The organism is Actinomadura hibisca NBRC 15177 (genome assembly GCF_001552635.1).
Lineage (GTDB): Bacteria > Actinomycetota > Actinomycetes > Streptosporangiales > Streptosporangiaceae > Spirillospora > Spirillospora hibisca.
This window is the reverse complement of record NZ_BCRO01000089.1, coordinates 35,048-54,403: the sequence shown is the minus strand read 5'-3', so window position 1 is coordinate 54,403 and position 19,356 is coordinate 35,048. Positions and strand designations below refer to the sequence as shown.

Annotated in this window: 24 protein-coding genes; 11 read left to right on the top strand and 13 right to left on the bottom strand. The window is 72.8% G+C overall.

Annotation, left to right across the window (positions count from 1 at the left end):
- Positions 1-295: 295 nt before the first annotated feature.
- The 9 genes from murJ to kdpF all read right to left on the bottom strand — a co-directional run bounded on the left by murJ (position 296) and on the right by kdpF (position 10,865).
- Positions 296-2,074 carry a murein biosynthesis integral membrane protein MurJ gene (murJ, locus tag AH6_RS34090; protein ID WP_083983758.1) on the bottom strand — a complete coding sequence of 593 codons (1,779 nt, stop codon included), beginning with the start codon at positions 2,072-2,074 and terminating at the stop codon, positions 296-298.
- 148 nt (positions 2,075-2,222) lie between these two features.
- Positions 2,223-3,080, bottom strand: coding sequence for a hypothetical protein (locus AH6_RS34085; protein WP_174555150.1), 858 nt, complete (start codon positions 3,078-3,080; stop codon positions 2,223-2,225).
- A 119-nt stretch (positions 3,081-3,199) separates the two neighbouring features.
- Positions 3,200-4,564 carry an FtsX-like permease family protein gene (locus AH6_RS34080; protein WP_067488469.1) on the bottom strand — a complete coding sequence of 455 codons (1,365 nt, stop codon included), beginning with the start codon at positions 4,562-4,564 and terminating at the stop codon, positions 3,200-3,202.
- On the bottom strand, positions 4,561-5,331 hold the full coding sequence (locus AH6_RS34075) for an ABC transporter ATP-binding protein (RefSeq protein WP_067488467.1): 771 nt from the start codon (positions 5,329-5,331) through the stop codon (positions 4,561-4,563). The genes AH6_RS34080 and AH6_RS34075 overlap by 4 nt, the downstream gene beginning before the upstream one ends.
- Positions 5,332-5,429: 98 nt before the next feature.
- Entirely contained in the window at positions 5,430-6,161 is a 732-nt protein-coding gene (locus AH6_RS34070; protein WP_169807958.1) for a DsbA family protein, read from the bottom strand.
- Positions 6,162-6,165: 4 nt separating this feature from the next.
- Entirely contained in the window at positions 6,166-7,044 is an 879-nt protein-coding gene (locus tag AH6_RS34065) for a potassium-transporting ATPase subunit C (RefSeq protein WP_067488463.1), read from the bottom strand.
- A 1-nt stretch (position 7,045) separates the two neighbouring features.
- Entirely contained in the window at positions 7,046-9,112 is a 2,067-nt protein-coding gene (kdpB, locus tag AH6_RS34060; RefSeq protein ID WP_067488461.1) for a potassium-transporting ATPase subunit KdpB, read from the bottom strand.
- The gene (gene kdpA, locus AH6_RS34055) at positions 9,109-10,773 is read right to left on the bottom strand and encodes a potassium-transporting ATPase subunit KdpA (RefSeq protein WP_067488459.1); all 1,665 of its coding nucleotides are present in this window, start codon (positions 10,771-10,773) and stop codon (positions 9,109-9,111) included. The genes kdpB and kdpA overlap by 4 nt, the downstream gene beginning before the upstream one ends.
- Positions 10,770-10,865 carry a K(+)-transporting ATPase subunit F gene (gene kdpF / locus AH6_RS44350; protein ID WP_067488457.1) on the bottom strand — a complete coding sequence of 32 codons (96 nt, stop codon included), beginning with the start codon at positions 10,863-10,865 and terminating at the stop codon, positions 10,770-10,772. The genes kdpA and kdpF overlap by 4 nt, the downstream gene beginning before the upstream one ends.
- Positions 10,866-11,116: 251 nt before the next feature.
- On the opposite strand from kdpF, the gene AH6_RS34045 reads away from it, so the two are divergent.
- A complete protein-coding gene (locus AH6_RS34045; protein WP_067488455.1) occupies positions 11,117-11,821 on the top strand; it encodes a PIG-L deacetylase family protein in 705 nt (234 codons plus the stop codon).
- Here AH6_RS34045 and AH6_RS47155 read toward each other — a convergent pair.
- The gene (locus AH6_RS47155) at positions 11,818-11,898 is read right to left on the bottom strand and encodes a 50S ribosomal protein bL37 (RefSeq protein ID WP_373861848.1); all 81 of its coding nucleotides are present in this window, start codon (positions 11,896-11,898) and stop codon (positions 11,818-11,820) included. The genes AH6_RS34045 and AH6_RS47155 overlap by 4 nt on opposite strands.
- A 139-nt stretch (positions 11,899-12,037) precedes the next feature.
- Here AH6_RS47155 and AH6_RS34040 point away from each other — a divergent pair, with 139 nt between their 5' ends.
- From AH6_RS34040 to AH6_RS34030, 3 genes are read left to right on the top strand one after another with little or no spacing between them, the layout of a single operon-like run.
- Entirely contained in the window at positions 12,038-12,424 is a 387-nt protein-coding gene (locus AH6_RS34040; RefSeq protein WP_067488453.1) for a VOC family protein, read from the top strand.
- 2 nt (positions 12,425-12,426) lie between these two features.
- On the top strand, positions 12,427-12,798 hold the full coding sequence (locus AH6_RS34035) for a YciI family protein (RefSeq protein ID WP_067488451.1): 372 nt from the start codon (positions 12,427-12,429) through the stop codon (positions 12,796-12,798).
- On the top strand, positions 12,795-14,075 hold the full coding sequence (locus AH6_RS34030; RefSeq protein WP_083983753.1) for an RNA polymerase sigma factor: 1,281 nt from the start codon (positions 12,795-12,797) through the stop codon (positions 14,073-14,075). The genes AH6_RS34035 and AH6_RS34030 overlap by 4 nt, the downstream gene beginning before the upstream one ends.
- On the opposite strand, the gene AH6_RS34025 is transcribed toward AH6_RS34030, so the two are convergent.
- From AH6_RS34025 to AH6_RS34015, 3 genes are read right to left on the bottom strand one after another with little or no spacing between them, the layout of a single operon-like run.
- Positions 14,059-14,868 carry a DUF3710 domain-containing protein gene (locus tag AH6_RS34025; protein WP_067488448.1) on the bottom strand — a complete coding sequence of 270 codons (810 nt, stop codon included), beginning with the start codon at positions 14,866-14,868 and terminating at the stop codon, positions 14,059-14,061. The two genes, AH6_RS34030 and AH6_RS34025, sit on opposite strands and share 17 nt — an antisense overlap.
- Before the next feature lie 3 nt (positions 14,869-14,871).
- A complete protein-coding gene (dut, locus tag AH6_RS34020) occupies positions 14,872-15,348 on the bottom strand; it encodes a dUTP diphosphatase (protein WP_067488446.1) in 477 nt (158 codons plus the stop codon).
- Positions 15,345-15,890, bottom strand: a complete 546-nt coding sequence (locus tag AH6_RS34015) for a PaaI family thioesterase (protein ID WP_067488444.1) — start codon at positions 15,888-15,890, stop codon at positions 15,345-15,347. Before AH6_RS34015 ends, dut begins: the two co-directional genes overlap by 4 nt.
- Positions 15,891-16,012: 122 nt before the next feature.
- On the opposite strand from AH6_RS34015, the gene AH6_RS34010 reads away from it, so the two are divergent.
- The 7 genes from AH6_RS34010 to AH6_RS33985 all read left to right on the top strand — a co-directional run bounded on the left by AH6_RS34010 (position 16,013) and on the right by AH6_RS33985 (position 19,318).
- A complete protein-coding gene (locus AH6_RS34010) occupies positions 16,013-16,705 on the top strand; it encodes a hypothetical protein (protein ID WP_067488442.1) in 693 nt (230 codons plus the stop codon).
- Positions 16,702-17,229 carry a MauE/DoxX family redox-associated membrane protein gene (locus tag AH6_RS34005; RefSeq protein WP_067488440.1) on the top strand — a complete coding sequence of 176 codons (528 nt, stop codon included), beginning with the start codon at positions 16,702-16,704 and terminating at the stop codon, positions 17,227-17,229. The genes AH6_RS34010 and AH6_RS34005 overlap by 4 nt, the downstream gene beginning before the upstream one ends.
- The gene (locus tag AH6_RS34000; RefSeq protein WP_067488438.1) at positions 17,226-17,690 is read left to right on the top strand and encodes a thioredoxin domain-containing protein; all 465 of its coding nucleotides are present in this window, start codon (positions 17,226-17,228) and stop codon (positions 17,688-17,690) included. The genes AH6_RS34005 and AH6_RS34000 overlap by 4 nt, the downstream gene beginning before the upstream one ends.
- The gene (locus AH6_RS33995; protein WP_067488436.1) at positions 17,687-18,241 is read left to right on the top strand and encodes a hypothetical protein; all 555 of its coding nucleotides are present in this window, start codon (positions 17,687-17,689) and stop codon (positions 18,239-18,241) included. Before AH6_RS34000 ends, AH6_RS33995 begins: the two co-directional genes overlap by 4 nt.
- Positions 18,229-18,396: a hypothetical protein gene (locus tag AH6_RS44880; RefSeq protein WP_169807957.1), complete on the top strand. Its 168-nt coding sequence runs from the start codon at positions 18,229-18,231 to the stop codon at positions 18,394-18,396. Before AH6_RS33995 ends, AH6_RS44880 begins: the two co-directional genes overlap by 13 nt.
- An 18-nt stretch (positions 18,397-18,414) precedes the next feature.
- Positions 18,415-18,972, top strand: a complete 558-nt coding sequence (locus AH6_RS33990; RefSeq protein WP_067488434.1) for a hypothetical protein — start codon at positions 18,415-18,417, stop codon at positions 18,970-18,972.
- A 61-nt stretch (positions 18,973-19,033) separates the two neighbouring features.
- Positions 19,034-19,318: a DUF6412 domain-containing protein gene (locus tag AH6_RS33985; RefSeq protein WP_067488432.1), complete on the top strand. Its 285-nt coding sequence runs from the start codon at positions 19,034-19,036 to the stop codon at positions 19,316-19,318.
- Positions 19,319-19,356 lie beyond the last annotated feature (38 nt).

Below are 19,356 nucleotides of genomic sequence, written 5' to 3'. Positions count from 1 at the left end.
CCCCGGGGGCCAGGGTCGCTGTGATGGGTTCGGGCACGGGGCTGAGGTTCTTGGTCACGCGCGGGGCGCGGGCTGGGGTTGTTGGTCGGGTGCAGGGCACGGGGCTGGCGTCTTTGGACACGCGCGCAGCGCGGGTTCAGGTAGTGGCGCGGAGCGTGCCTTTAACGCGGAGCGTGAGCTTGGTGCGGAGCGTGCCTTTAGCGCGGAGCGCTGGCTTTGGCGCGGAGCGCACGGCACCGGCAAAAGGGCGCAGGGCTGGAGTCGTGGGTCGAGCACAGAACCCAAAGTTCTCCCATTAACCAATCCTCCCCACCTGACTCCGCACAATGCCCAAAAAGTAACCAACCTCCGCAATTCTCAACACCTTCGCCACCCCCAAATACAACAATCCACCCCCCACTCCACCCACCACAATCGCCCCCACCACCGACCACCAACCCTCGCCCGCCTGCCCAAACCCCCACACAGCCCCCACCGCGAAAACCACCCCCGGCACCGCCGCCAAATGCAGCAACCCCAACGACCGCAAAATCCGGCGTCCGTCCATCCCCCGCAACCTCCGCCGCAGCACCCACGTCGCCCCAGCCGTCCCCACCAAATAGAACAACCCATAAGCGACCGGCAGCCACAACACCACATCCTCCGGCGGTGCCAGTTTCAACGCCGCCAGCGCCACCGCCACCTGCACCAGGCCCGCTGGAATCGCCAGCAAGCCCGGTGTCCGTGTGTCGCCCAGCGCGTAGAACACCCTCATCTGCAGCTGGAACAGCACGAACGGCATCAGCAGCACCGCGAACACCATCAAGATGTGCCCGACCCGCTCGGCCCCTGCCACCGGCATCCGCCCATGCGCGAACAGCAGCACGCACACCGGCACCGCCAGCACCAACAACCCCAGTCCCGCCGGAACCAGCAACGCCGCCGACAAGCGCACGCCCCGCGAGAAGTCCGTCCGCACCAGGTCGCGGCGGCCGTCCGCCACGTGCGCGCTCATCCGGGGCAGCAGCGCCGTGATCACCGACACCGCGATGATCGCGTACGGCAGCTGGAAGACCACCATCGCGAACTTGTAGACGGCCGGCCCCGCGAACTGGTGGCCCTCCAGCGCCGCCCGCTTGCCCGCTCGCGTCGCCACGTTCACCGTCACCAGCAGCGCCGTCTGCGACACCCCGATGTAGACCAGCATCCAGGCCGCGTTCCGCACCGCCTCCCCGAAGCCTGAACCCCGCAGATCCAACCTCGGCCGCCACCGGAACCCCGCCCGCCACAACGCCCACGCCAGCACCAGCCCCTGGAGCACGGTCCCGAGGGTGGACCCGGCCGCCAGCAGGCTCAGTTCGCCGTCGGTCACCGTGTTCAGGTCACGGCCCGGTCCCGCGACGGCCAGGAACACCAGCCCCGCGCCCATGGTGATCAGGTTGTTGACGACCGGCGCCCACATCGGGCTGCCGAACCGGTTGCGCGCGTTCAGCATCGCGCTCGCGATGCCGCTGATCCCGATGAACAGGACCTGAAGCAGCAACCAGCGCGTCAGCAGCACCGTCACCTCGCGCTGGCGGCCCGTGTAGCCGTCGGCGTAGGCGGCCACCAGCGGCCCGGCCAGCGCCACCGCCAGCGCCGTCAGCACGGTCAGGCCCAGCAGCGCGGCCGTGAGCAGCCGCTGCTCGGCCGCCTCGCCGTCCGCCGCGCCGAGCTTGCGGCGCTTCACCAGGAACGGCACGAACACGCTGGCCAGCAAGCCGCCGAGTAGCAGCTCGTACACCTGGTAGGGGATCATCTCGGCGACCTGGTAGGAGTCGGCGAGCAGGTCACCGCCCAGCGCGGCGGCGATCACGGTGGTGCGCAGGAAGCCGGTGAGCCGGGAGAAGACCGTGCCGACCGCCATCACGGCGCTGGAGTGCGCGACGCCGGGCGGCGCGGCCTGCGCGGCGCTGCCGATCTCGTCGTCGTCCCAGCCGGGGCGGTCGGCGGTGCCGGGCGCGGCGACCTCGGACGGGTCGCGGACCGGTTCCAGGCCGCGCTGCGCCTTCTTCGTGGGCTCGGCCCGCTCGGCGGCCTCGAAGACCGCCGGCATCACGATCCGGCCCCGTTCCCTCAGCCGCTCCTGCTCTCCCGGCCTCTCCCGCTGCGTCTCCCCCGACCCCTCCGGCTCTCCCGGTCTCGCCCGCTCCCCTGCCATCGCGCACCCACCCCCACGTCGGTGAGTGCGCAGTATGCCGCACTCAGGCCGTGACGAAGGCGACCAGCGACCAGGCCGTCACCACCACCGCGACGGCCGCGTAAAGCCCCGTCGTGAGCGCGACCGCGCGGACGCGGCGCGCCTCCGGCAGGCGGGTGAAGGTCAGCAACCACGCCAGTGCGGGCAGCACCAGCACGGCGTGCATCGTGACCGCGTGCGCTGGCTTCAGCGCCCCCGCCACGTGGTAGGCGGTCTCCTGGTGGCCGGTCGTCACCTGGACGACCCCGCGCGCGATCATCGCCGCGCCGGTGGCCAGCGCCACCATCAGCGCCGCCAGACCCGCGCGGACCGCCAGCCGCATGCTGGGCGCGCCCCAACCGTCCCGGCCGTCCCGGCCATCCCTGCCGTCCCGGCGGAAGGCGGCGGTGGTGAGCCAGACCAGCGTCACGATCAGCACGGCCCCGCCCGCCGCCAGCACCCGCGACACGGCCGTGTCGAAGCCGGTCTCCATGTTGAAGTGGGACGGCACGCGCCGCCAGCCCTGCAACGTGATCAGCGCGACCTCGACGACGCACGCACCCGCGAACACCCCCAGCAGCACGCGGCGCGCCCGCTCCCCCAGCGGCACGAACGACGCCACCCACGCGATCGTGATCAGCGTCAGGCCGAACGACAGCCCGAACGTGACGGGCTTCCGCCACGACACCGGCCCCTCCCACGGCCCGCCGTCCACCGCGAACACGCCCAGATGCAGCAGCCCGGAGAGCAGGAGCAGCCCGCCGACCACGTAGCAGACACGCTCGACGCGCCGACCGTGCGTCCAGAAGCCCAGCACGCCCGAGACCAGCCGTGCCCCCGGACCCGGACGCATGCCGTGCGCGGCCTCGACGGTGTCGGTCATGGCCCGCTCCCCTCACTGAGTGAGTACTCACCCAGTATGCGAGCGAGACAAGAAGAGCACAAGGGAAACGGCTGCGCCCGCCCCTCACCTGGCGGCGAGAGACGGGCGCGAAAGCAACATCAGGACGCCGCCACCGCCACCACCGCCGGAGTCCGCAACGCCCGCCGCGTCGCTCCCAGCGCCGTCCCCAGCGTCAGCGCGAACGCCACCGCCGCCATGCCCAGATAGATCCACGGACCGCCCTCCGGCACCACGCTCCCACCCCGGACCGACCCGAACGGCATGATCGTGAACAGCGACGCGACCGTCCCGCACGCCAGCCCCACCAGGGCCAGCACCGTCCCCTCCACCGCCGCCGCGCCCAGCACCTGGCCCGGCGTCGCCCCCGCCAGCCGCTGCTGCCCGAACTCGCGGCGGCGGTGCGCGGTCGCGGCGATCAGCGTGTTGACCACCATCAGCGCGGTGAACGCCACGATCATCCCGATGACCACCAGGTTCAGGGTCTGCACGTTCTCCTGCTCGGCGGCGGCCGCCGTCCCGGCCGCCTTCGCCGCCGCGTTCTCGGTCGCCTGCATGTACAACGTCCCGATCCCGATGCCTGTGAACAGCACGATCGGCGTCACCACGGCCGCGGCCTGCCCCGTCCGGCGGCGCAGCCCCGCCGCCGCCAGCTCGCCTGCGACCCCGGCCAGGCGCAGCGGCCCCGCCAGCAGCCCCACCGCCCGCCGCACCAGCACCGGGGCCAGCAGCGCCAGCCCGATCGACGCGAGGATGTCGGCCTGCCCGGCCGTCGCTATGGCGGCCTCCGCCTCGTCGCGCATGACGGTCGCGGTGACGACCGCCAGGTCCACGCCCAGGGCCAGGAACAGCCCCGCCGCCACCATGCGCTTCTTGCTCATCCGCGTGCGGCCGGTCTCGGCGTCGTTGATCGACTCCACGACCGGGCCGCGCGTGGTGCGGCGCGCGGTGACCAGCGCCGCCAGCACCGCCGCGACCAGCACGATCCCGATCCCCATGACGGGCGCGAGCGGCCCGAACGTGTAGCCGATGTCCTCCGGCACCTGGTCGGTGGAGTGCAGCAGCGCCAGCAGGCCGCGTCCCGCCAGCACGCCCGGCACGACGGCCAGCGCCCCGGCGAGCAGCGCCAGCACGGCGGCCTCCCCAACGATCGCCCGCGCGAGCCGCGCCGGGGTCGCGCCGAGGCTCTTCAGCAGCGCGGTCTCGGCGGCGCGCTGCCGCACCGCCAGCGTCAGCGTCGACACCACGGCCAGCACCACCAGCATCAGTCCCCAGCCGCCGACGACGGTGGCCATCAGCACCAGCGTCTCGCGGGCCGAGCCGCGCGCGTCGCCCGCGATCGCCACGTCCAGCATCGAGGCGAACGCCATCAGCACGGTCGCGCCGAACAGCAGCGCCAGGAAGCTCGCGGCCGAACCTCCGGCGCGGTGCCGCAGGGTGCGCAGGGCCAGCGCGACCATCGTCATGCCTCCGTCGCGAACGCGGACCGCTCGGCGGCCTCGGCCAGGTGGGTCATCCGCTCCGCGATCTGCTCGGCGGTGGGACGCGCCACGTGCCCGACGATCCGGCCGTCGGTCAGGAACAGCACCGCGTCGGCGTAGGAGGCGGCGACCGGGTCGTGGGTGACCATGACGACGGTCCGCCCGTGCACCCGCACCGCCTCCTGGAGCAGCCCGAGCACCTGGCGGGCGCTGCGGGTGTCCAGCGCGCCGGTCGGCTCGTCGCCGAAGACCACCTTCGGCTCGGTGACCAGCGCGCGGGCGATGGCGACGCGCTGCTGCTGGCCGCCCGACAGCTCGGCGGGCAGGTGGTGCAGCCGGTCGCCGAGGCCGACCCGCTCCAGGACGGCGCGGGCCCGGGTGCGGTCGGCGCGGCGGCCCGCGAGCCGCAGCGGCAGCGTCACGTTCTGGAGCACGTCCAGCGTCGGCAGCAGGTTGAAGTGCTGGAACACGAACCCGACCCGGCCGCGCCGGAACCTGGTCAGCGCGGCCTCCGAGCCGCCGGGCAGCTCCGCGCCGTCCACGAACACCCGGCCGCCGTCGGGCCGGTCGAGCCCGGCGGCGCAGTGCAGCAGCGTGCTCTTGCCGGAGCCGGACGGCCCCATCACCGCCGTGAACGACCCGGCGGGCAGCGCCAGCGAGACGCCGTCCAGCGCGGTCACCCGGTTGGCGTCGTCGCCGTAGACCTTGCGCACCGCCTCCAGGCGGAGCGCCTCACCTGTTCCCTCGTACATCGCCGTTCCTTCCCTGTGGGCTGGTGGGAACGACGCTATGGACGGCGCGGGCGCGGGCCGATGGGCTCAACCCTCCTGGTGAGGTAGGGGAAAGTCCCCTATTTCTCGACGCGGGCCTTCTCGATCGCCTTCTCGAACTCCTTGAGGGGTTGCGCGCCGAAGAACGGCGAGCCGTTGATGAGGAAGGCGGGCGTGCCGGGGACGCCGAGCCGCTGCCCGAACCCGAAGTCGTCCTCCACGGCCTTGCGGACGGCCGCGGACCGGCGGTCGGTGTCGAAGCGCGCCACGTCCAGCCCGGCGGTACGGGCGATGTCGCGCAGGAACCCGTCGTCGATCTTTCCGCTGTTCATGCGCTTGGACTGGCGCGCGTACAGCGCGTCGTGGAACTGCCAGAATTTCCCCTGCCGCGCCGCCGCGCGCGAGGCGCGGGCGGCGCGTTCGGACTCCTTGCCGAAGGTCGGGAAGTCCCGCCAGATGAACCGCACCACGCCGGTGTCCACGTAGCGGCGCTTCAGCTCGGGCTTGATCGTGCGGGCGAACGTGCCGCACTTGGGGCACTGGAAGTCGCCGAACTCGACGATCGTGACCGGCGCGGAGTCGCTGCCGCTGAACAGGGCCCGGTCGTCGGGCGGGGGCGTCGGGCCTGCCCAGGTGGGGGTGGCCTGCGGCGACGAGGGCGCCTCGACCTCCTCGATCGCGGCTCCCCCGTCGTCCTCGGCGCTGTCGTCACCACCCCGGGTGAGCGTGGCGGCGAGCATCACCGCCAGCACGGCGAACGGCACCACCAGCGCCAGCACGAGTCGCTTACGGCTTCTCCTCGTCTCCCCCATGCCATCAGTCTGCTCCATTCACTGGGAAGCGCCGGTCGAGGGCGATGTTGAGGGTGAGGACGTTGACGGCGGGCTCGCCCATGAAGCCGAGCGCCCGACCCGTCCGGTTGTTCCTGACGAGCGCGGCCACCTGCGCCGGAGCGACTCTTCGGGCCTGCGCGACCCGCTTGATCTGGAGGGCGGCGTACTCCGGCGAGATGTGCGGATCGAGGCCGCTGCCGCTGGCGGTGACCGCGTCGGCGGGCACAGCAGGCCGCGCGGGAGCGTCGCCCTTGATCGGAACGACCAGGCCCTTCGCGTAGTCCTCACCAACCCTGGCCAGCTCGACGCGCACGCCCCGGTAGGTCGCGGCGAAGGGAGCCTTCGCCACACCTTCCTGCTCGTTCACGCTGACCACGCGCGTCGGGCGCGGAACGGTGCCGTCCTTGGCGCGGTCGCCGAACACCGCCAGCACCGCGCCGACGCCGCCCGGCGTACAGAACGGCCGCGCGCCGCTCACCCCCTCCAGTTCACCGACGGCCTTGCTGCGCGCGCAGACCTGGGTGAGCAGGCTCGGGGCCTCTGTGGAGTCGACGACGCTTTCCGGCCCGAGGTTGCCCGCCGAGGACGCGGTGGGGTCGTAGCCGTCACCGGCGTTGGACGGACGACTCTGGAAGTACTGCCTGAGCGGCTTCCCATCAGCGTCGGTGAACGACTGGCCGAGGCTTGAGCTGCCAACCACCCTCCCCTCCACCGTGACGACCGAGCCGTCGGCCTTCGCCGCCAGCCCCGGCACCCGCCCGACGGCGAACACCGCCAGCGGATAGACGACGCCAAGCAGCACGGTGAACAGCAGCAGCGCGCGCAGCGCGGCGAGATGGTGGCGAATCCACGTGGGCAACATGTCAGGACATCCCCGGAAGGAACTGGACGACGAGGTCGATGAGCTTGATGCCGGCGAACGGGACGACGACGCCGCCCAGCCCGTAGACCGACAGGTTGCGGCTGAGCAGCCCGGCCGCGCCCCCGGGCCGGTAGCGGACGCCGCGCAGCGCCAGCGGGATCAGCGCGACGATGACCAGCGCGTTGAACACGACCGCCGACAGGATCGCCGACTGCGGGCTGTGCAGCCGCATGACGTTGAGGGCGGCGAGCCCCGGGTACACGGCCGTGAACAGCGCCGGGACGATCGCGAAGTACTTGGCGACGTCGTTGGCGATGGAGAAGGTGGTCAGCGCGCCGCGGGTGATGAGGAGCTGTTTGCCGATCTCCACGATCTCGATGAGCTTGGTGGGGTCGGAGTCCAGGTCGACCATGTTCCCGGCCTCCTTGGCGGCCGAGGTGCCGGTGTTCATCGCCACCCCGACGTCGGCCTTGGCCAGCGCGGGCGCGTCGTTGGTGCCGTCGCCGGTCATCGCGACCAGCCGCCCGCCCTCCTGCTCCTTCCTGATCAGCGCGAGCTTGTCCTCGGGCCGCGCCTCGGCGAGGAAGTCGTCCACCCCGGCCTCGGCGGCGATGGCCTGGGCCGTCACCGGGTTGTCGCCGGTGATCATGACGGTGCGGATGCCCATCCGGCGCATCCGGTCGAAGCGCTCGCGCATCCCGTCCTTGACGACGTCCTTGAGGTGGACGACGCCGAGCACGCGCGCGGCGCCGTCCGCGGCCTCGCCGACGACCAGCGGGGTGCCGCCGGAGGCCGAGACGCCGTCCACCAGCGCGGCCAGCTCGGCGGGGACGTCGCCGCCGGACGCGCGGACCCAGTCGGCGACGGCGGCGGCCGCGCCCTTGCGGAGCGTCCGGCCGTCCACGTCCACGCCCGACATGCGGGTCTGCGCGGAGAAGGGGACCCAGACGGCGCCGGCCAGCTCGTCCGGCGAACGTTCGGGCAGGCCGTGGTGCTCCCGGGCGAACGCGACGACCGAGCGGCCCTCGGGCGTCTCGTCGGCCAGGCTGGAAAGGTGTGCCGCGTCGGCCAGTTCCTTGTCACCGACGCCGCCGACCGGGACGAACGCCGACGCCCGCCGGTCGCCCAGCGTGATGGTGCCGGTCTTGTCGAGCAGCAGGGTGTCGACGTCCCCGGCGGCCTCGACGGCGCGGCCGCTCATCGCCAGCACGTTGCGCTGGACCAGGCGGTCCATGCCCGCGATGCCGATCGCCGACAGCAGCGCCCCGATCGTGGTGGGGATGAGGCAGACGACCAGCGACACCAGGACCACGCCGGTGATGCCGTCGCCGTCCAGGGCCACGGTGTCGGGGACGCCGGGGTTGCCGCCCTTGGCGTAGATCGCCATCGGCTGGAGGGTGGCGACCGCCAGCAGGAAGATGACGGTCAGCGCGGCGAGCAGGATGTTGAGCGCGATCTCGTTGGGCGTCTTCTGCCGGCTCGCCCCCTCCACCAGCGCGATCATCCGGTCGACGAAGCTCTCGCCGGGCCGCTGGGTGATCTCCACGACGACGCGGTCCGACAACACCCGGGTGCCGCCGGTCACCGCCGAGCGGTCGCCGCCCGACTCGCGGATCACCGGCGCGGACTCGCCGGTGATGGCCGACTCGTCCACGCTGGCGATGCCCTCGACCACGTCGCCGTCGCCGGGGACGACCTCCCCGGCCTCGACGACGACCCGGTCGCCCTGGCGCAGCTCGGACGCGGCGACCGTCTCCTCGCCGTCGCCGGTCAGCCGCCGGGCCATGGTGTCGCGCCGGGCCCGGCGCAACGAGTCGGCCTGGGCCTTGCCGCGCCCCTCGGCGACGGCCTCGGCGAGGTTCGCGAAGAGCACCGTGAGCCAGAGCCAGGCCACGATCAGCCAGGCGAACACGCTCGGGTCGGTCACGGCGAGGACGGTGGTCCACGCCGCGCCGATCTCGACGATCAGCATGACGGGGTTGCGCCACAGGGTGCGCGGGTCGAGCTTGCGCAGCGCGTCGGGCAGCGCCCGGAGCAGCAGGGCCGGGCTCAGCGTCGGCGTCGTCATGAGTGGATCCCTTCGGCCAGCGGCCCGAGCGCGAGCGCGGGGAGGAAGGTGAGCGCGACCAGCACGACGGTCACGCCGACGACCATGCCGACGAACTGCGGCCGGTGCGTGGGGAGCGTGCCCTCGGAGGCGGGGGCGTGCCCCTGCCGGGCGAGCGAACCGGCGAGCGCCAGCACGAAGACGATCGGCAGGAATCGGCCCAGCGCCATGCAGAGGCCGAGCGCGGTGTCGTACCAGACGGTGTTGACGGTGAGCCCGGCGAACGCGGACCCGTTGTTGTTGGAGGCCGAGGTGAAGGCGTAGAGGACCTCGCTGAAGCCGTGCGCGCCGTCGTTGAGCATCCCGGCGCGTCCGCTCTCGGTGGCCATGGCGGCGGCGGTGCCGGTCAGCACCAGCAGCGGCGTGACGAGGAAGCAGGCGGCGGCGAGCTTGACCTCCCGGGCGCCGATCTTCTTGCCCAGGTACTCGGGCGTGCGGCCGACCATGAGCCCGGCGACGAAGACGGTGAGGACGGCGAGCACGAGCATCCCGTACAGGCCGGAGCCGGTGCCGCCGGGCGCGACCTCGCCCAGCATCATGTTGATCATCGTCATCATGCCGCCGAGGCTGGTGTAGGAGTCGTGGAAGGAGTCCACGGCACCGGTCGAGGTCAACGTTGTCGCGGCCGCGAAGACGGCCGAATCAACGACCCCGAACCGGGCTTCGACGCCCTCCGTGGCGGCCCCCACCGCCACCGGCACGGTCCCGTGGTGCAGCGCTTGGAAAACCGCCGTCAACCCCACGCTGACCAGGGCGATGACACCCATCACGGCGGCGATGGCGTACCCCTGCCGGTTCTGCCCGACCATGCGCCCGAAGGTGCGGCAGAGCGAGAAGGGGATCAGCAGGATGAGGAAGATCTGCAACCAGTTGGTCCAGGCGGTCCCGTTCTCGAAGGGGTGGGCGGAGTTGGCGTTGTAGAAGCCGCCCCCGTTCGTCCCCAAGACCTTGATGACCTCCTGCGAAGCCACCGGCCCACCAGGAATGACCTGCTGCCCGCCCCCAAGCCCCCGGACAACGTCGCCACCCCCGAAGTTCTGGACGACGCCCCCGGCGATGAGCAGCACGGCCCCCACGAACGCGATGGGCAGCAAGATCCTCAACGTCCCCCGCACGAGATCGACCCAGAAGTTGCCGAGCTGCGCGCTCTTCCTGCGCGCGAACCCGCGCACCAGGGCGATGGCGACGCACATGCCGACGGCCGCCGACACGAAGTTCTGCACGGCGAGCCCGGCCATCTGCACCAGATGCCCCATCGTGGACTCGCCGGAGTAGGACTGCCAGTTGGTGTTGGTGACGAAGCTGACGGCGGTGTTCCACGCCTGGTCGGGCTTGACGGCGTCGAACCCCAGCGACAACAACAACCACTGCTGCACCCGCTGGAACAGGTACAGAAAGAGAATCCCCACAGCCGAGAAGGCGAGCACGCTGCGGGCGTACGCGGCCCACCCCTGCTCGGCATCGGGCCGGACCCCGATCAGGCGGTAGAGCACCCGCTCCACCCGCGCGTGCCGGGTGCCTGCGTAGACGCGGTACATATGGTCGCCCAGCGGCCGGTAGACCACGGCCAGGGCGAGCACGAGGGACCCGACGAACACGATCCCCGCGACATCGTTGCTCATGATGAGAAGCGCTCCGGGAACAGCAGGGCGACGATCAGAAAGACGATCAGCCCGGCGGCCAGCACCAGCCCGACCAGGTTCGCGGCGCTCACAGCCTCTCCACGCCCTTCACCACGAGGCCGAGCAGGGCGAAGACCGCCACCGTCAGCAGGACGAAGGCAACGTCGTGCATGGTCGTTTTCCTCTCCGGACATCCACCGGCCCCGGATCGCCGGAGCCACCAGGAGTAAAACGCCCCCTGCCTGCGCTTTCGCCCCTCTTAACGCCCCCTTAGCGCCCCTGCCCCGCCCCTTAACGCGTCCCTAACACGTGTCGCGCGGACAAGATCGGCCAGAATGGCGGCATGGAACCGGTACCTGAGGACTGGGAGCGGGCGCTCGCGATCGTCGCGCATCCCGACGACCTGGAGTACGGCGGCTCGACGGCCGTCGCCAAGTGGACCTCGCAGGGCAAGTCCGTCGTCGAGGTCCTCGCCACCCGCGGAGAGGCCGGGATCGACTCGATGGAGCCCGAGGAGGTCGCGCGCGTCCGCAGTGCCGAGCAGGTGCAGGCCGCGCGGGCCGTCGGCGTCGAGACCGTCGAATTCCTGGATCTTCCCGACGGCACGCTGGAGTACGGGCTCCCGCTGCGCCGCGTGCTCGCCGAGGCCATCCGGCGGCACCGGCCCGACGTCGTTATCTCGCTCAACTACCGCGAGACCTGGCCCGGCGGGCAGGGCTTCAACATGGCCGATCATCGTGTGCTGGGGCTCGCCGTCGCCGACGCTATCCGCGACGCCGCCAACCGTTGGGTCTTCCGCGATCTCGGGCTGGAGCCGTGGCAGGGCACCCGGTTCGCGCTGTTCGCCTCGTCCCCGAACCCCACTCACTACGTGGACGTGACCGGGCATCTCGCGGCGGGCGTCGCTTCACTGAAGGCGCACAAGGTCTACTTCGACAATCTCGGACAGGACTTCGACCCCGAGGCGTTCCTGGGCGGCATCGTGGCGGAGGCCGGGCGGCAGGTCGGGGTCACCCACGCCATGCCCTTCGAGATGATCTCCGGCTAGCGGCGGGCGCAGGGCCGCTTGCCCTTGTTCGCCTTGTTGCGCTTGCGGGAACGGCGTTTGCGGGTCTTCTTCGACATGTCTCGATTGACCTCCCGCGAGCGGCGTCCGGCAATCCCCCGCCGAAGATTTCTCCGGGCGAGGTGTCGAGAACGGCCCGGCGGCTCCGTCCTCTGCACCAGGGCGCCCATCCGGGGCGTCTGTGAGAGGAGCATGGTCATGGGACATCCCGTGGTGCACTTCGAGATCGCCGGTGCCGACGCCGCCAGGCTGCGCGGTTACTACGGCGAGTTGTTCGGCTGGGAGTTCCAGATGGGCGACGCCGTCTCCGATGCCGTGTCCGCGCCCGGCGAGTACGGCGGCGTCGGGCGGCTCACCACCGAGGACGGCGTCGGGATCTACGGTGGTGTCTGCGGGGGCGGGGACGTCACGCCGCGCGCGATGTTCTACGTCGCCGTCCCCGACGTCGAGGAGGCCCTCCGCAAGGCCGAGAGCCTCGGCGGCAAGCGGGCGCTGGGGCCCGAGCGCGGGCCGGACGGCGGCCTGGTCGTCGGCTGGTTCACCGACCCCGAGGGCAACCTCGTCGGGGTCGCCGGGATGGGGTGAGGATGAAGTACCTCCTGCTGATCTACAGCAATCCCGAGAGCTGGGAGCATCCCATGTTCGAGCGGGACCCGGAGTTCCTGGCGCTGGCACAGGCCGAGCGCGAGGAGATCATTCAGGGGGCCGAGGACGTCTTCGCGGAGATCTCCGAGTCCGGTGAGCTGGTCGGCGGCGTCGCGCTGGCCGATCCCGCCGGCACCGTCACGGTGCGGGCGACGGTTGTCACCGACGGCCCCTATCTGGAGGCCAAGGAGCAGCTCGCCGGGTACTTCGTGCTGGACTGCGCGTCTCCCGAGCGCGCCGCCGAGATCGCCGCGCGCTTCCCCGACGCGCGGTTCGGCGCGGTGGAGATCCGCCCGATCGTGGACGCGGGATGACCGAGGACCTGCTGCGCCGCCTCGCGCCGCAGGTCCTCGCCGCCCTCGTGCGGCGGTACGGGGAGTTCGAGACCGCCGAGGACGCGGTGCAGGAGGCGCTGCTGGCCGCCGCCCTGCACTGGCCGACGGAGGGGACGCCGGACGACCCGCTCGCTTGGCTGATCAGGGCCGCCTCCCGCCGGATGATCGACCGGCTGCGCAGCGAGCGCGCCTCCCGCGACCGCGAGCGCGCCCTGGCCGCCCGCACCCCGGCCGACGAGCTGCTGGCCCCGCCTGCTGATCAGGAACTCCCGGCGGACGACACGTTGACCCTGCTCATGTTGTGCTGCCACCCGGCGCTGACCGTCCCGTCGCAGATCGCGCTGACGCTCCGCGCCGTCGGTGGCCTCACCACCGCCGAGATCGCCCGTGCCTTCCTGGTGCCCGAGGCGACGATGGCGCAGCGCGTCAGCCGCGCCAAGCAGCGCGTCCGCGCGGCCGGCGCGCGGTTCCGGCCGCCGCCCGAGCACGAGCGGGCGGAACGGCTGGCCGCCGTCCTGCACGTCCTCTACCTGATCTTCAACGAGGGCTACACCGCCTCGTCCGGCCCCGACCTGCACCGCGCCGACCTCACCCGGGAGGCGATCCGGCTCGTCCGGGACCTGCGGAAACTGCTGCCCGGTGACGGCGAGGTCGCCGGGCTGCTGGCCCTGATGCTGCTCACCGACGCTCGCCGTCCGGCCCGCACCACCCCCGGCGGCGACCTGATCCCCCTCGCCGAGCAGGACCGCACCCGCTGGAACCGGGACGCCCTGGATGAGGGCATTACCTTGATCAGCGAGACGCTGGCGCACGGGCCGCTCGGCCCCTACCAGCTCCAGGCCGCCATCGCCGCCGTGCACGCCGACGCCCCGGACGCCGCCGCCACCGACTGGCCCCAGATCGTCCGTCTGTACCGGCTGCTGGAGCGCATGGCCCCCAACCCCGTCGTCACCCTCAACCACGCCGTGGCCGTCGCCATGGCGGAGGGCCCGCGCGCCGGGCTGGCCCTGCTGGAGCCCCTGGCCGCCGACGAGCGTCTCGCCGCCCACCACCGGCTGCACGCCGTGCGGGCCCACCTGCTGGAACTCGCCGGTGATCACCAGGCGGCCCGGACCGCCTACCGGACGGCCGCGCGCCTCACCACCAGCATCCCCGAGCAGCGCTACCTCCGGGCCCGCGCCCTGGAAAAGCCGACGCCCGCCCCGGCCGAACGGCCGGGACGGGCGGAAGGCGACACGCTCAGCGGACCTCGGTGATCTCCGGGCCGCGCTCGAACGGGTTGAAGGTCTCCTCGTTCTCCTCGCCCTCCTCGGCGGCCTCGGAGAACTCCTTGGGGATCTGGAGCTCCAGCAGCTCGCGCGGCGGCATCGGCGCGTCGCCGCGCACCACCACGATGCCCCGGAACACGTCCTCCAGGACCTGCCACTGCTCCTCGTCCTCGATCGCGGCGCCCTGCACCACGGCCTGGAGGAACCAGCGCGGGCCGTCCACGCCCAGGAAGCGGATGATCTGCGGCGCCCAACCCTGCTCGACGAACTCGGCCGGGATCTGCTCCTTGACCTCGTCCGGCATCTCGGCCAGGACCTCTTCGGTCAGCGCGGCGGGGACCATCGCCAGCAGCTCGGGACCGAACGGGCCCTCGCCCTCCTGGGTCTGGCCGCCGGCCTCCTCCTGGATGTCGGTGGCCGTCTCGCGCCGCACGTCCGCCCAGATACCGCTGCGCTTGGGCGCGGCGAACACCTGGAGCTGCATCGCGCTCTCCTCGTACTGCACCAGCACCGCGACCGGGCGGCCGTCGAGGGGGTTGCCCTCCTCGTCCACCTGGGTGGCCTCGAAGTTGACCTGGAAGCCCAGCCCCGGCGCGATCGGCACCTGCATGGAACCGAAGTCCAGGCGCTGCAACTCGGGGTGCTCCTCCTCGGAGTCCCAGGGGCCGCCCTCGGCAGGAGCCGCCTTGGCGGGGGCCTCGTCCTCCACGACGGTCTCCTCGTCGGTCAGCTCGGGCTCCTTGGCGGGCTCATCGGCCTGCCGGCGACGTCCAAAAGCCACGACTCACGCTCCTTCTCGACTGTGCTCATCATCCCGGGAGAATCCCCCGGTGGAGCCGAACCCAGCGGCGCCCCGAGACGATCCGGGAAGTTCGGTGACCTCGTGGAAGACCGCATGCTCCACCCGCTGCACGACCAGCTGCGCGATGCGGTCGCCGCGGCGCAGCCGGACGGTCTCGCGAGGGTCGGTGTTCAGCAGGGTCACCCTGATCTCACCCCGATAACCGGCATCGACCGTACCGGGTGCGTTGACGATGGTCACCCCCAACCTAGCGCCCAAACCGGACCGCGGGTGCACGAAGGCGGCGTACCCGTCGGGCAGCGCGATCCCCATGCCGGTGGGGACGACGGCGCGCTCGCCGGGGGGCAGCTCGACGTCCACGGCCGCGACCAGGTCGGCGCCCGCGTCGCCGGGGTGGGCGTAGGCGGGCAGCGGCAGGTCGGGGTCGAAGCGGCGGATCAGCACGTCCACCTTGCTCACGGGTTCACCTCACGCTCGGGGTCCATTCCGCCGCTGCCGTCGCCGTGCTCGCTGAAGTGCGAGACCGGCACCTCGACGAACAACGCCGCGCCCCGGACGGCCACCGGGCCGTCGGGCGCGCCCATCCGGGCCTCGGCCTCCAGGTAGGCCTTGCGGCCGACGACCCCGGTGCAGCGGGTCCGGATGTGCAGCGTGGTGCCCACCGGCACCGGCAGCAGGTAGTCGGTCTCCAGCCGCCCGGTGACATAGGGCTTGCGCAGCAGCCAGACGACCATACCGAGCGCCTCGTCCATGGCCGTCGCCAAAACGCCGCCGTGGGCGAGTCCGGGCGCGCCCTGGTGCTCCGCGCCGACGGTGAACTCCGCGGAAACGCTGAGCCCGTCGTCGCTGACGGCCTCCAGGTGCAGCCCGGTGGGGTGGTCGGGGCCGCAGCCGAAGCAGCGGGCGTAGTGCGGGCCGAGCTTCTCCCCGATCAGCGCTTCGGGGTGCGGCTGGGGCGCGGGCGTGCCGGCCGGGGGAACGGTGAGGTTGGAACGATTCACGGCGTGACTTTACCTGCTCAACGCGCTGTGGCCACTTCCGGCAGGTTTGGCCCGCGGGCCTCCCGGGGCGCGTACCGTCAGCCGCGTCACACCAATTCATCCCGATTTGGGAGGGCCTGGCAGTGCGGCGACAGGTCACACACCGCTCCCTGGACGGCACCCGCGTCCGGCTGGCCGGGACCCACGATCTCGGCCGCCCCTGGACCTCGGTGGCGCAGGTCGCCGACGGGCAGCGGCTGCACGAGATCTCCAGCGGGACGCGCGCCGACGCCGAGGCGTGGGCCGACGACGTCGGCGTGGACCGGTTCCGGCAGGAGTTCCGCGTGCAGGGCGGGCGGCTGCGGGTCGGCCACACCGCCGCCCGCGACCCCGACACCGGCGTCAACGACCCGGTGCTCGCCGCCGTCTGGGAAGGCCGCCGCCACGCGGTGTTCACGCACCTTTACCACGGCCGCCCGGCCGACGCCGTGGCGTTCTTCGGCAAGCTGCGCCTGACCGAGCACGACGACGGGATCACCGCTGTCCCGCGCGGCCGGGCCGTGGTGCCCGAGCCCGCCGAGCTGGTCAAGGAGGTCCCGGGCCTCGGCCTGCTGGAGATCAGCGCGCTGACGGCGCGGTCCCGGCGGCGGCTGCCGGGCTGGCGGGGCGCGTCGGTGGCGGGCGGCGAGCTGTTCCAGGACACCGTGGAGGGCCAGGGACCCTACTTCCTGCTGGCGCTGCGGTCGCTGCTGGTGACGGTGCTGCCGGAGGAGGACCGGGTGCGGGAGGCCCCACGGCGGCTGGCGGAGCTGACGATCGAGGCGGTCCGGGGTTGAGCGGGCTGCTGACCGGGGTCGCCGCGGTGGCGGTCCCGCTGGTGCTGCTGGCGTCGCTGGCCGGGCAGCTGCGGCGGCCGGGGTCGCTGGCGGCGGCGCTGCGGGCCCAGCGCACGGTGCCGGACACGTTGATCGTCCCGGTGGCGGCCGTCGTGATCGTGGCGGAGGCCGTGGCGGGTGGCGCGGGCGCGGCCGGGGCTCTGCTCGGCGAGACCGTCCTGCTGCGCGCGGGCTTGATCGCGAGCGCGGCGCTGCTGGTCGCCTACGCCGCCTACAGCGGGCACGTGGCGCGCACGCGCCGGGGCGTCCCCTGCGGCTGCGCCGGGGCCAGGACGCCGATGACGGTGTGGGTGGCGGTGCGGGCCGCCGCGCTGGCCGTCCTCGCCGCCGCCGGGACGGCCGGGACGCTCCCGTCCCGCGCCGGTGAGCTGGCCGTGGTCGCCGTCGCGGGCGCGACCCTGGCGGTGCTGCTGTGGACGCTCCCGCAAGCGTTGACCGTCAAGGAGAGGAGCGCGGCCGGATGAGTTTCCAGACCAGCGCGCTGCTGCTGTCGTGGCTGGCGATCGGGCTGCTGGCCCTGGTGGTCGCCGGTCTCGTCCGGCAGGTGCACGCCCTGTCGCAGGGCGCGCCGCGCCCGTCGGAGCTGGGGCCGCCGCCGGGCACGCGCGCCCCGGCGTTCGAGCGGCTCGGCCCCGGGCTGCTGCTGTTCCTGGACCGCGACTGCGGGGTGTGCGCCGAGGTGCTGGCGGCGGCCGACGGGCTGGGCCGCCCGCTGCACGCGATCTTCGCCGGGGCCGCGCCGGAGGGCCTCGCCCCCGAGGTCACGGTGCTGGCGGGCGAGCAGGCGGGATTGTTCGAGGACTACCGGGTGCCCGCCACGCCGTTCGCGGTGCTGGTGGACGCGGCCGGGCGGGTGCGCGCGGCCGAGCCGGTGGGCTCGCCCGAGGCGCTGCGCGAGCTGACGGAGCTGGAGGTGGCGAGATGATCGAGCTGGAGGACGTGCCCCCGCTGAGCGGGCCGCGTCCGGCCGGGGCCGAGCGGGTGCGGCGGCGCGCGCTGCACGAGGACGCGCCCCGGTTCCGTCCGGCGCGGCGCGGCGTGCTGGCCGGGCTGGCGGCGGCGGGCGCGACGGTGGGGCTGAACGCGCTGGGGGTGTTCCCGCCCGCGCGGCAGGCGATCGCCGCCGGGTACAGCGCGCGCGGCTACTACGACATCTACCCGCGCTGCCCGTCGTACGCGAGCAACCACAACTGCTCCCCCGGCTGCGGGCCCAGCCTGGTGTGCTCGGTGTGCTGCCGGACCAGCGGCAAGTACAAGGGTTTCCACAAGTCCGGGGTGTCGGACCCGGGCCGCTACAAGCTGCGTCCCAGCCAGTGCTACGGCAGCGGATGGGACGGCTGGTTGTGGTCGTACTCCAGCCGCTGCGGGAGCTGCCGCCGGGGCGTGACCTGGCGCTGCCACGACGGCTGGAAGAAGTCCAAGCGCGGCAACTGGTACAAGACGATCTGCCGCAAGGCGACCTCGTGCCGCAACTGACCGCCGGGCGGTTGCGCCGGGGCCTGACCGAGCCGCTGCTGCCGGTGGCGGTCCTGGCGCTGCTGGCGGTGGCGGCGGCCGCGCTGGACGCGACGGTCCTGTGCTGGGCGGCGGTCGGGGCGCTGGCGGGGTTCGCGCTGTCGGGCAGCGTTTGAACGCGTAACAGCGAATCAGTGCTGTTCTCGCCAGGTTGGCGGGCTCCGGTACGGCAGGGCGAGGTCCTGGCCGTTTTCACCCTCGGTCTGCTGGCCGGGGGCGCACTCAGCGCGACGGTGATCTGGTTGTTGTCCGGGCTGGCGGAACCGCTGCCCGAACGGGTCAGGACGGCGGCGATCGTGCTGGTCGCGGCGTTGGGCGTGGCGCGCGAGCTGGGCTGGCTGGCGATCCCGCTGCCGCAGAACGCGCGGCAGATCCCGCAGGAGGTGTTGCAGTTCCGGCTGCGGCGGGGGTCGTTGCAGTTCGGCTTCGAGATGGGCACGGGCGTCCGCACGTACGTGTCGGCGAGCAGCCCCTACGTGCTGGCGCTGGGCCTGCTGCTCAGCCATCAGGGGCCGGTGGCCTGCGTGCTGGCGGGCGTGGCGTTCGGCGGCGGCCGGGCGCTCAGCTCGGCCTTGACGTTCTGGGCCCGCGATCCCGACCGGGACGCGGCGATCGGCGCGCGGATGCCGTGGATCACCGGCACGACCGCCGTCACCGTCCTGGCGGCCCTCTCGTCGCTGCTACTACTGTGAGGAACCATCGGCCGCCCCGGCGCGTCGATAGGACGAACCCGCCTCCGGGAAAGGGCCCGCCATGCCGCTGATCCTCGCCGCGCTGCTGCGGCTGATCGGCGTGGGCGACTTCCTGATGGGCCAGAGCGTGCTGACCGCGCTGGCCACGCTGACGGTCGCGGGCCTGCTGCTGCTCGCGGCCCGGCACCTGGCCGCCGCAGGGCGCGAGCCGCGCTCGGCGCTGGCGCGGCTGCGCACGACACTGCGGGAACGCACGTTGCGCACGGCGTTCCTGCCGCAGCGCGACCCGGACGCGGCGGGGCGGCCACGGCCGAGGGCACCGGGACTGGAGAGCACGGCCGCCTGAGCGGCACGCGCCCTGTTCTTCCTTTCCCGAAAGGCCCT